Source organism: Pseudomonas sp. FW305-96, assembly GCF_058783825.1.
This window is the reverse complement of record NZ_JBYSYW010000049.1, coordinates 19,039-29,794: the sequence shown is the minus strand read 5'-3', so window position 1 is coordinate 29,794 and position 10,756 is coordinate 19,039. Positions and strand designations below refer to the sequence as shown.

Genomic DNA, 10,756 nt, shown 5'->3' with positions numbered 1-10,756 from the left:
TGCCCAGGCGCCCCCCCCTCTCATCGAAGCCGACCAGCGGCAGCAGGATCAGGTCCAGCGCCCAGATCGGCCGTTGGCGTTTGCGCTCGACCACCGGTTCCGCGATGCCGAACCGGTTGGGGCGCAGCTTCTCGCCTGGCTCGAAACGCTGGAACACCATGCGCGTGGCGGGCCAGGCGTGCAGTACCGGCAGGTAGACACACTTGCCGCGTCTGTGCGCTTCGCGCAGCAGCAGGCGCGGGTCGATCTCGCCGTCATTGGGCAGGTACAAGGCGATGTGTCGGGCGCGGCGGAACAGTGGATGCTGCGCCAGCTGGCGATAGAGGCCTTCGGCGGCCTGGCGTTGCTGGGCGGGTGTGAGGGCGCGGCGGGCGTTGCGCAGGAGACGGCGAAGCTGGGGGCGGGTGAGCGGCGCGGTGTCGGTCATGGCACGGGCGATCCCTGAAGAAACGAAAAGCCCGCCGTTGGAGGCGGGCAGTTCTGAAAGCAGGCTCCCCGACAAGACCGCTATCGGTGTAGCCCTTGAACCCGAAAGTTCAAGGTGGAGATTGCAGGGGGCGTTAAGGCTTTCCGTCGGGCGGACATGCACACCTGCCCCAGCGTGCAACCCCCGTGGTTGTGCGTATCGGCTCAGGGACATAACCGACTGGCGCATCCCCCAGGGAGTGGCGCCAGTATACCAATCTCAGTCGCTTTTGCTAACCGGATCGTCGGAGAGGGCCTGGTCGACCCGCTCCAGCAGGTCGCGCACCTGCTCGCGGGTGGTGCCGCCGCTGGCCACTTCGGGGCGTTCCTGGCGGTGCAGCAGCTCGTGGGTGATGTTCAGCGCGGCCATCACGGCGATACGATCGGCGCCGATCACCTTGCCGCTGCTGCGGATCTCGCGCATCTTGCCATCCAGGTAGCGGGCGGCGCCGACCAGGTTGTTGCGCTCCTCGGGGGGGCAGATGATCGAGTATTCCTTGTCGAGGATCTGGACGGTGACGCTATTGCTTGAACTCATGAGTCTTGCTCCAGGGCCTTGAGGCGCAGGATCATCGATTCGATCTTGCGTTTGGCGATCTCGTTCTTTTCGATCAGGTGGGCGCGCTCCTCGCGCCAGGATCGTTCCTGAGCTACTAAGAGTGCGTTTTGCCGCTTTAGTTGCTCGACCCGTTCGATCAGCAACTCGAACCGGCTCATCAGCGCTTGCAGGTCGTTCTCTTGCATGGATTGCACTCGATTCCTTGACTCGCCTGGCGATCATGCCTGCCCCAAGGGCGCGACGGCCAGTGCCGATGGTCTTGGCGCGCCTGCCGGTGCTAGGATACAAGGTCTCCATTCTAGTCATTGCGCCGTCTGGCGCCTAGCTGCCCATGCCCAATACCCAATCGCCCTACATTGCCTTCGCCATGTTGCTTTCGAGCAATGGCCACCCAGTCACCCCCGCCGAGCTGCATGGCCTGCTGATCGGCCGCAGCTGCGCCGGCGCCGGCTTCGATGCCGATGCCTGGCTGGCCGACGCCGCCCAGCTGCTCGAGACCGAGCCCGGTGACACTGTCCGCAACGCCCTGGTCGGCCTGCAAGAGATGGTCAAGGCCGAGCTGACCGGCGACGACGTCGCCATCGTCCTGCTGTTGCCTTCCGATGATGCCGCACTCAGCGACCGCGCCACCGCGCTGGGCCAGTGGTGCCAGGGCTTCATCACCGGTTTTGGCCTGAACGCCGGTGGCAAGGACTTGTCCACCGATGCCAAGGAAGTGCTCCAGGACCTGGTGGCCATCTCGCAGGTCCAGGAAGCGCTGGAAGAATCCGAGGACGGCGAAAGCGACTACATGGAAGTCATGGAGTACCTGCGCGTCGCCCCGCTGCTGCTGTACACCGAGCTGGCCAAGCCCGAAGCGCCCGCGCCAAAGCCATCGCTGCACTGATCTGATCGGGGTCGTTTGCCCATGAGCCACATACCCAAGGCGGAGTACGCCCGTCGGCGCAAGGCGCTGATGGCGCAGATGGTCCCCAACAGCATCGCCATCCTGCCCGCCGCCGCAGTTGCCATCCGCAACCGCGACGTCGAGCATGTCTATCGTCAGGACAGCGATTTCCAGTACCTGAGCGGCTTCCCCGAGCCCGAGGCGGTGATCGCGCTGATCCCGGGCCGCGAGCATGGCGAGTACGTGCTGTTCTGCCGCGAGCGCAATCCCGAGCGCGAGCAGTGGGACGGCCTGCGGGCCGGCCAGGAAGGCGCGGTGAGTGATTTCGGCGCCGACGATGCCTTCCCCATCAGCGATATCGACGAGATCTTGCCGGGCCTGATCGAGGGCCGCGAGCGGGTCTACAGCAACATGGGCGGCAATCCCGAATTCGACCGCCGGCTGATGGAGTGGATCAATGTGATCCGCTCCAAGGCGCGCCTGGGCGCCCAGCCGCCGAACGAGTTCGTTGCCCTGGATCATCTGCTGCACGACATGCGCCTGTATAAATCGGCGGCGGAAGTGAAGGTCATGCGCGAGGCCGCGGCGATCTCCGCCCGTGCCCATGTGCGCGCCATGCAGGCCTGCCGGGCAGGGCTGCATGAGTACAGCCTGGAAGCCGAACTGGACTACGAGTTCCGCAAGGGTGGGGCGAAGATGCCGGCCTACGGCTCGATCGTCGCCGCCGGGCGCAATGGCTGCATCCTGCACTATCAGCAGAATGATGCGCCGCTCAAGGACGGTGACCTGGTGCTGATCGACGCCGGTTGCGAGATCGACTGCTACGCCAGCGACATCACCCGCACCTTCCCGGTCAGCGGGCGCTTCTCGCCCGAGCAGAAAGCCATCTACGAGCTGGTGCTCGCGGCCCAGGCCGCGGCGTTCGCCGAGATCGCCCCGGGCAAGCACTGGAACCATGCCCACGAGGCGACCGTGCGGGTGATCACCGAAGGGCTGGTGGCGCTGGGCCTGCTCAAGGGCGAGGTGCAGGCGCTGATCGACAGCGAGGCCTACCGTGCCTTCTACATGCACCGCGCCGGGCATTGGCTGGGCATGGACGTGCACGACGTGGGCGAATACAAGGTCGGTGGCCAGTGGCGCGTGCTCGAGCCGGGCATGGCGTTGACCGTCGAACCGGGCATCTATATCGCGGCCGACAACCAGGCCGTGGCGAAGAAATGGCGCGGCATCGGCGTAAGGATCGAGGACGACGTGGTGGTAACCAGACAAGGCTGTGAAATCCTCACTTCAGGCGTGCCGCGCACGGTCGCCGAGATCGAGGCGCTGATGCACGAAGCCCGCAAGGACGCCGCATGAACCGGGTCAACCTGGCGATCATCGGTGGCGGCCTGGTGGGCGCCAGCCTGGCCCTGACGCTGCAGGCCGCGGCCAAGGCGCGTGGCTGGACGATCCTGCTGATCGAGCCGTTCGCTCCGGGCGACAGCTTCCAGCCCAGCTACGACGCGCGTTCTTCGGCGCTGTCCTTCGGCACCCGGCAGATCTACGAGCGGCTGGGGTTGTGGCAGGCCATCAGCCGCCGCGCCGAGCCGATCCGGCAGATCCAGGTGTCCGACCGTGGCCGCTTCGGCGCCACGCGCCTGGATGCGCTGGAGGAAGGCGTGCCGGCGCTTGGCTATGTGGTGGAGAACGCCTGGCTCGGCCAGTGCCTGTGGCAGGCCATCGACAACGAGGTGGTCAGCTGGCGCTGCCCGGCGCAAGTGCAAGCGATGCAGGCCATCGCCGGTGGCTATCGGCTGCAGCTGGACGACGACACCACGCTGGAATGCGACCTGGCGGTGCTGGCCGATGGTGGCCGTTCGGGCCTGCGCGAGCAGTTGGGCATCCATGTGCGCCACACGCCGTATGACCAGAGCGCGCTGATCGCCAACATCACCCCAGGCGAGGCCCATGCCGGGCAGGCGTTCGAGCGCTTCACCGAGCAAGGGCCGATGGCCCTGCTGCCGCTGGCGGACAACCGCTGCGCGCTGGTATGGACCCGTCAGGGGATGGACGCCAAACGCCTGGCCGAGCTCGACGAGCGCAGCTTCCTGCGCGAGCTGCAGGAAGCCTTTGGCTACCGCCTCGGTGCCTTGCGCCAGGTCGGAGCCCGCCATCTATACCCGCTGGCGCTGGTGGAGGCCGAGGAGCAGGTGCGCCCGCACCTGGTGGTGCTGGGTAATGCCGCCCATAGCCTGCACCCCATTGCAGGCCAAGGCTTCAACCTGTCGCTGCGCGATGTGCAGTCGCTGGCGGACGCCTTGCTGGCCGGCCCGGCGCTGCCGGGCGATCTGCCTACGCTACAGGCCTATCACCAGCGCCAGCGCCTCGACCAGGCCCTGACCATCGGCTTCTCCGACCAGGTCACCCGTGTGTTCGGCAGCAACCAGCCGCTGCTGGCGGCCGGGCGCAACATCGGCCTGCTCGGGCTGGACCTGCTGCCGCCGGCGAAAAGCTGGTTCGCCCGCCAGGCCATGGGCCTCGGCACTCGCCCCGATCCGCGGGGCCGCCCATGAGCGCTGCGCGCCGGCTCGCACGGCGAGCGCGGATGCTGCGCTGGTTGCTGAACTTCTACCCGCCCTACCTGGGCGCCGGCATCCACATCCAGGAAATCAGCCCGGACATGCGCAGCGTCAAGGTGCGCATGAAGCTGACGCGGTGGAATCGCAACTACGTCGGCACCCAGTTCGGCGGCAGCCTGTACGCGATGGTCGACCCGTTCTACATGCTCCTGCTGATCGAGCAGCTGGGGCGCGAGTACATCGTCTGGGACAAGGCCGCCTCCATCGATTTCATCTCGCCGGGCAAGGGCCCGGTGTATGCCGAATTCCACGTCGACGACGCGCTGCTCGATGAGATCCGCCAGCAGACCGCCAGCGGCAAGAAGTACCTGCCGCGGTTGCAGGTGGAGATCCGCGATGGCGCCGGCGAGCTGGTGGCGCGGGTCGACAAAACTTTATACGTGCGGCTCAAGCCGCAAGCGAGGCAGGCGTAAGGCATGGAAATGCGCGCAGATCTGTTGATTGTCGGTGCCGGCATGGTCGGCAGCGCCCTGGCCTTGGCCTTGCGCCACAGTGGCCTGGAGGTGCTCCTGCTCGACGGTGGCCCGTTGTCGGTCAAGCCGTTTGACGGCGAGGCGCCTTTCGAACCCAGGGTCAGTGCCCTGTCGGCGGCCAGCCAGCGCATTCTCGAGCGCCTGGGGGCCTGGGAGGGCATTGCCCGGCGGCGTGTCTCGCCGTACTCGGACATGCACGTCTGGGATGGCAGCGGCACCGGCGAGATTCATTTTTCCGCGGCCAGTGTGCATGCCGAGGTGCTGGGGCATATCGTCGAGAACCGTGTGGTCCAGGACGGCCTGCTGGAGCGCCTGCACGACAGCGATGTCGGGCTGCTGGCCAATGCCCGCCTGGAACAGTTGCGCCGCTCCGGTGACGAGTGGCTGGTGACCTTGGCCGATGGTCGCAAGCTGCGCGCGCCGCTGGTGGTCGCCGCTGACGGCGCCAATTCGGCCGTACGTCGCCTGGCCGGTTGCCAGACCCGCGAATGGGATTACCTGCATCACGCCATCGTCACCAGCGTGCGGTGCAGTGAGGCGCACCGCGCCACGGCCTGGCAACGCTTTACGGACGAAGGCCCGCTGGCGTTCCTGCCGCTGTCGCGTGATGGTCGCCAGGACTGGTGCTCGATTGTCTGGTCGACCACGCCGGAACAGGCCGAGCAGGCCATGGCGCTGGACGACGCGGCGTTTCGCAAGGCGCTTGAGCGTGCCTTTGAAGGCCGTCTGGGTGAAGTGCTCGAGGCTGATCCGCGGGTCTGCGTGCCGCTGCGCCAGCGCCATGCCAAGCGCTACGTCGATGAAGGGCTGGCGCTGATCGGCGACGCCGCCCACACCATCCATCCGCTGGCGGGGCAGGGGGTCAACCTGGGCTTCCTCGATGCCGCCGTGCTGGCCGAAGAGCTGGTGCGTGCCAGCGAGCGCGGCGAGCGCCTGGCCGATGTGAAGGTGCTGAGCCGCTTCGAACGGCGGCGCATGCCGCACAACCTGGCGCTGATGGCGGCGATGGAGGGCTTCGAGCGGTTGTTCCAGGCCAACCCGTTGCCGCTGCGCTGGTTGCGCAACAGTGGGCTGAAGCTGGTGGAGCAGATGCCGGAGGCCAAAGCGCTGTTCGTGCGCCAGGCATTGGGGTTGTCCGGGGACCTGCCGGAGCTGGCCAGGGCCTGAAGCCATCATCGGGGCTCGCGGTTGTTTGCAACATTCGGTAACGGCTCGATAGATGAGTCCAAAAATGGGAACCACTACCATTTGCACCTCTCAACTCAGCGAGGAGTGCTCCGAATGTTATCCCGCAAGCCCCTACTGGCTGCCCTGGCCTTGACGTTGTTCGGCGGCACCGCCCAGGCGGCGGAAGAAGTGGTGGTGTACTCCTCGCGCATCGACGAGCTGATCAAGCCGGTGTTCGACGCCTACACCGCCAAGACCGGCGTCAAGATCAAGTTCATCACCGACAAGGAAGCGCCCTTGATGCAGCGCATCAAGGCCGAGGGCGAGAACGGCGTGGCCGACCTGCTGCTCACCGTCGATGCCGGCAACCTCTGGCAAGCCGAGCAGATGGGCATCCTGCAACCGATCAAGTCGGCCACCATCGACCAGAACATTCCGCCGCAGTACCGCGCTTCGTCCCACGACTGGACTGGCCTGAGCCTGCGCGCACGGACCATCGCCTACTCCACCGACCGGGTCAAACCCGCCGAGCTGACCACCTACGAGGCCCTGGCCGACAAGCACTGGGAAGGCCGCCTGTGCCTGCGCACGGCGAAGAAGGTCTACAACCAGTCGCTGACCGCCACCCTGATCGAGAACCACGGCGAGGCCGAGACCGAGAAACTGATCAAGGGCTGGGTCAACAACCTGTCCACCGACGTGTTCTCCGACGACACCGCAGTGCTTCAGGCCATTGCCGCCGGCCAGTGCGACGTGGGCATCGTCAACACCTATTACTACGGGCGCCTGCACAAGGAAAAGCCCGATCTGCCGGTGAAGCTGTTCTGGCCCAACCAGGGTGACCGCGGTGTGCACGTCAACCTGTCGGGCATCGGCCTGACCAAGCATGCGCCGCATCCGGAAGCGGCAAAGAAACTGGTGGAGTGGATGACCGGCGAGGAGGCGCAGAAGCTGTTTGCCGACATCAACCAGGAATTCCCGGCCAACCCGAAGGTGAAGCCATCGGCGGAAGTGGCGGCCTGGGGTAGCTTCAAGGCCGACAGCATTCCGGTAGAAGTCGCTGGCAAGCGCCAGGCCGAAGCCATTCGCTTGATGGATCGGGCTGGCTGGAACTGAGTCCGCCGCCTTATCCTTGAGAACCGATCGCGGGGCAAGCCCGCTCCCACGAACCATGCGGACGTGGGAGCGGGCTTGCCCCGCGATGCTATCGCTCAGCCATCGAGACCTTCGATTTGCCTCACACCCCCCAACGCCGCTGGTACCTGCCGGTCTTCCTGGTTGCCGCCCTGGTCTTGCTGCCGCTCAGCGTCTTGCTGTTGTCATGGCAGTCGGTCGACACCCAGATCTGGTCACACCTGCTCGACACCCAGATGAGCCGCCTGCTGGGCAATACCCTGACCCTGGTGCTGGGCGTGGGTATCGGCGTGACCGTACTGGGGGTGAGCCTGGCGTGGCTCACCAGCCTCTGCGAATTCCCCGGCCGGCGTTGGCTGGATTGGGCGCTGATGCTGCCGTTCGCCATCCCGGCCTATGTGCTGGCGTTCGTCTTCGTCGGCCTGCTCGATTTTGCAGGCCCCGTGCAGACGGCGCTGCGCGAGGTGTTCGGGCCCATGCGCCTGCCCAGGGTGCGCTCCACCGGTGGCGTGATCACGGTATTGGTGCTGGTGTTCTACCCCTACGTCTACCTGCTGGCGCGCACAGCGTTCCTGGCCCAGGGCAAGGGCTTGATGGAGGCGGCGCGGGTGTTGGGGCTGTCACCGCTGCAGGCGTTCTGGCGGGTGGCCTTGCCCATGGCGCGGCCGGCCATCGGCGCCGGCATCGCCCTGGCATTGATGGAGACCCTGGCCGATTTCGGCGCGGTGGCAGTATTCAATTTCGACACCTTTACCACAGCCATCTACAAGACCTGGTACGGCTTCTTCAGCCTCTCCAGTGCGGCGCAACTGGCCAGCCTGCTGCTGCTGGCCGTGATGCTGGTGCTGTATGGCGAGCGCAGGGCCCGAGGGGCCAGCCGCAGTGGCAACGAACGCCCGAGGGCACAGGCGCTTTATCACTTGCGGGGTATCAAGGCGTTGGCTGCCAGTGTCTGGTGCCTGCTGGTGTTCGCCTGTGCCTTCGTCATCCCGATGCTGCAGTTGCTGGCGTGGCTCTGGCAGCGGGGTCGGCACGACCTCGACGAGCGTTATCTCGGACTGGTCATGCACACCCTGTACCTGGGGGCCATGGCGGCGCTGATCACGGTCAGCGTGGCCATGCTTCTGGCGTTCGCCAGGCGGCAGGCCCCGACCGCTGGTATCCGCGCCGGGGTCGGCTTGGCCAACCTGGGGTACGCCTTGCCCGGCTCGGTGCTGGCCGTGTCGATCATGTTGGCGTTCAGCTACCTGGACAACCAGCTGGTAGTGCCGCTGTCCCAGTGGTTGGGTGGGGCTGGCAAGCCGATGTTGCTGGGAAGCTTGTCGGCATTGTTGCTGGCTTATCTGGTGCGGTTCATCGCTGTGGCCTATGGTCCGCTGGAGAGCAGCCTGGAGCGGATCCGCCCATCGCTTCCGGAAGCGTCGCGCAGCCTCGGGGTCGGTGGCCCAGGATTGTTTTTCAAGGTGTATCTGCCGTTGCTGGTGCCCGGCGCCCTCAGTGCCGCCCTGCTGGTGTTCGTCGATGTACTCAAGGAGATGCCGGCGACTTTGTTGATGCGCCCGTTCGGCTGGGACACCCTGGCCGTGCGCGTGTTCGAGATGACCAGCGAGGGCGAATGGGCGCGTGCTTCGCTGCCAGCGTTGACCCTGGTACTGGTCGGCCTGCTGCCGGTGATCGGCCTGATCCGCCGCTCGGCCCATCGTCCGGGGCATCCGCGCTGAGGGTGTCACGCAGCTCCCTTGCGGCTACAATGCGCGGCATTCGCAGCGACGGGTCCTACAAGAACAGGTGATGCTTGAACATCGCCGACCGCCGCCGCCTCGCCACGCCCGGAAGGAGAAACCCATGGGACAGCGTACGCCTCTGTATGACCTGCACCTGGCGCTCGGCGCCAAGACGGTCGATTTCGGCGGATGGGACATGCCCCTGCACTACGGCTCGCAAGTCGAGGAGCACCACCAGGTGCGCAGTGACTGCGGGGTGTTCGATGTTTCCCACATGACGGTCATCGATATCGATGGCTGCGCCGCCACGCCCTGGCTGCAGCACCTGCTGGCCAACGACGTGACGCGCCTGGAAAGCCCCGGCAAGGCCCTCTACAGCCCGCTGCTCAATGCCGAGGGCGGGGTCATTGACGATCTCATCGCCTACCGCACCGAAGACGGTTATCGCCTGGTGGCCAATGCCGCCACCCGCGACAAGGTGCTGGCCTGGCTGCAGACCCGCAGCGAAGGCTTCAAGGTGAATTTCAAGGCGCGGCCTGAACTGGCCATTCTCGCCATCCAGGGGCCTCACGCCCGAGAAAAGGTCGCTGCCCTGCTCAGCGCCTCGCGGGCCGCGCTGATCCGCGAGCTGCGCCCGTTCGAAGGCCTCGCCGACGGAGACTGGTTCATCGCCCGCACCGGCTATACCGGGGAAGATGGGCTGGAAATCATTCTTCCGGGCGAACAGGCCCCGGCGTTCTACAACGACCTGGTCGGCGCCGGTATCGCCCCGAGTGGCCTGGGCGCACGCGATACGCTGCGCCTGGAAGCCGGCATGAACCTGTATGGCCAGGACATCGACGAGGCCCATACTCCGCTGACCTCCAACCTGGGCTGGAGTGTCGCCTGGGAGCCGGCCGGGCGCGAATTTATCGGCCGCAGCGGCCTGCTCGCGGAAATCGAACAGGGCGTGAAGGAGAAACTGGTCGGCCTGGTGCTCGAGGAGCGTGGCGTATTGCGCGCGCATCAGGTGGTCCGTGTGTCCGGGATTGGCGAAGGGGAGATCACCAGTGGTAGTTTCTCGCCTACGCTGAGCAAATCCATTGCCCTGGCCCGCGTGCCCATGGCCACCGGTGACCGGGCCGAGGTGGAAATCCGCGGCAAGTGGTACCCGGTGCGAGTGGTCAAGCCGACCTTCGTGCGCCATGGCAAGATCCTGATCTGAACATTAACGGCGGGCCGTCCGCTGACCCATTACGAGGAATACAAGACAATGAGCCAAATCCCCGCCGACCTGCGTTTTGCCGAAAGCCACGAGTGGGCTCGCCTGGAAGCCGATGGCACGGTGACCGTGGGTATCAGTGACCATGCCCAGCAAGCACTGGGTGACGTGGTGTTCGTCGAACTGGCCGAAGTCGGCAAGGTATTCGCCGCAGGCGACGCCGCTGGAGTGGTTGAGTCGGTCAAGGCCGCCTCGGATATCTATGCGCCGGTGGGTGGTGAAGTCATCGCGGTCAACGAAGAGCTGGCCGACAGCCCGGAGCTGCTCAACGAAGAACCTTACGAGTCGTGGATCTTCAAGCTGAAGCCGAGCAACCCGGCTGAATTGGACAAGCTGCTGGATGCTGCTGGTTACAAGGCTGCCATCGGCGAGTAAATGATCGCGGGGCAAGCCCGCTCCCACGACGTGCGCCATGGCGATGTGTTCCAGGCGTGGGAGCGGGCTTGCCCCCGATGAGGGTTGCACGGCA

12 protein-coding genes and 1 other RNA gene are annotated in these 10,756 nt (G+C 65.9%); 9 read left to right on the top strand and 4 right to left on the bottom strand.

From position 1 onward, the window contains the following. The 4 genes from AC3WL2_RS24770 to AC3WL2_RS24755 all read right to left on the bottom strand — a co-directional run. Window positions 1-427, bottom strand: a 427-nt coding sequence (locus tag AC3WL2_RS24770; RefSeq protein WP_102719684.1) for a 5-formyltetrahydrofolate cyclo-ligase, incomplete at its 3' end; no start/stop codon positions are given. Between the two features lie 61 nt (window positions 428-488). Continuing rightward, window positions 489-668, bottom strand: a non-coding RNA gene (ssrS, locus tag AC3WL2_RS24765) — 6S RNA. Between the two features lie 17 nt (window positions 669-685). After that, window positions 686-1,003 (bottom strand): cell division protein ZapA, encoded by a 318-nt coding sequence (locus AC3WL2_RS24760; protein WP_023631617.1) that lies wholly within the window; start codon window positions 1,001-1,003, stop codon window positions 686-688. Further along, window positions 1,000-1,209 (bottom strand): TIGR02449 family protein, encoded by a 210-nt coding sequence (locus AC3WL2_RS24755; protein ID WP_023631616.1) that lies wholly within the window; start codon window positions 1,207-1,209, stop codon window positions 1,000-1,002. Before AC3WL2_RS24755 ends, AC3WL2_RS24760 begins: the two co-directional genes overlap by 4 nt. Window positions 1,210-1,355: 146 nt before the next feature. On the opposite strand from AC3WL2_RS24755, the gene AC3WL2_RS24750 reads away from it, so the two are divergent. From AC3WL2_RS24750 to gcvH, 9 genes are all read left to right on the top strand, one after another. Continuing rightward, window positions 1,356-1,910, top strand: coding sequence for a YecA/YgfB family protein (locus AC3WL2_RS24750; protein WP_038707024.1), 555 nt, complete (start codon window positions 1,356-1,358; stop codon window positions 1,908-1,910). Window positions 1,911-1,931: 21 nt separating this feature from the next. Next, window positions 1,932-3,266 (top strand): Xaa-Pro aminopeptidase, encoded by a 1,335-nt coding sequence (pepP, locus tag AC3WL2_RS24745; protein WP_102685065.1) that lies wholly within the window; start codon window positions 1,932-1,934, stop codon window positions 3,264-3,266. Next, window positions 3,263-4,462 (top strand): 2-octaprenyl-6-methoxyphenyl hydroxylase, encoded by a 1,200-nt coding sequence (ubiH, locus tag AC3WL2_RS24740; protein WP_102685066.1) that lies wholly within the window; start codon window positions 3,263-3,265, stop codon window positions 4,460-4,462. Before pepP ends, ubiH begins: the two co-directional genes overlap by 4 nt. Then, window positions 4,459-4,941: a DUF4442 domain-containing protein gene (locus AC3WL2_RS24735; RefSeq protein WP_023633020.1), complete on the top strand. Its 483-nt coding sequence runs from the start codon at window positions 4,459-4,461 to the stop codon at window positions 4,939-4,941. Before ubiH ends, AC3WL2_RS24735 begins: the two co-directional genes overlap by 4 nt. Before the next feature lie 9 nt (window positions 4,942-4,950). Next, window positions 4,951-6,168: a 2-octaprenyl-3-methyl-6-methoxy-1,4-benzoquinol hydroxylase gene (locus AC3WL2_RS24730; RefSeq protein ID WP_173862471.1), complete on the top strand. Its 1,218-nt coding sequence runs from the start codon at window positions 4,951-4,953 to the stop codon at window positions 6,166-6,168. A gap of 114 nt (window positions 6,169-6,282) precedes the next feature. Then, window positions 6,283-7,284, top strand: coding sequence for an extracellular solute-binding protein (locus AC3WL2_RS24725; RefSeq protein ID WP_102685068.1), 1,002 nt, complete (start codon window positions 6,283-6,285; stop codon window positions 7,282-7,284). A gap of 116 nt (window positions 7,285-7,400) precedes the next feature. Next, window positions 7,401-9,023, top strand: a complete 1,623-nt coding sequence (locus AC3WL2_RS24720; protein WP_102685069.1) for an ABC transporter permease — start codon at window positions 7,401-7,403, stop codon at window positions 9,021-9,023. Between the two features lie 124 nt (window positions 9,024-9,147). Continuing rightward, complete coding sequence (gene gcvT, locus AC3WL2_RS24715) at window positions 9,148-10,230, top strand: glycine cleavage system aminomethyltransferase GcvT (RefSeq protein WP_102685070.1); 1,083 nt, start codon at window positions 9,148-9,150, stop codon at window positions 10,228-10,230. Between the two features lie 48 nt (window positions 10,231-10,278). Next, window positions 10,279-10,662 carry a glycine cleavage system protein GcvH gene (gcvH, locus tag AC3WL2_RS24710; RefSeq protein ID WP_102685071.1) on the top strand — a complete coding sequence of 128 codons (384 nt, stop codon included), beginning with the start codon at window positions 10,279-10,281 and terminating at the stop codon, window positions 10,660-10,662. The last annotated feature ends 94 nt before the right edge of the window (window positions 10,663-10,756 follow it).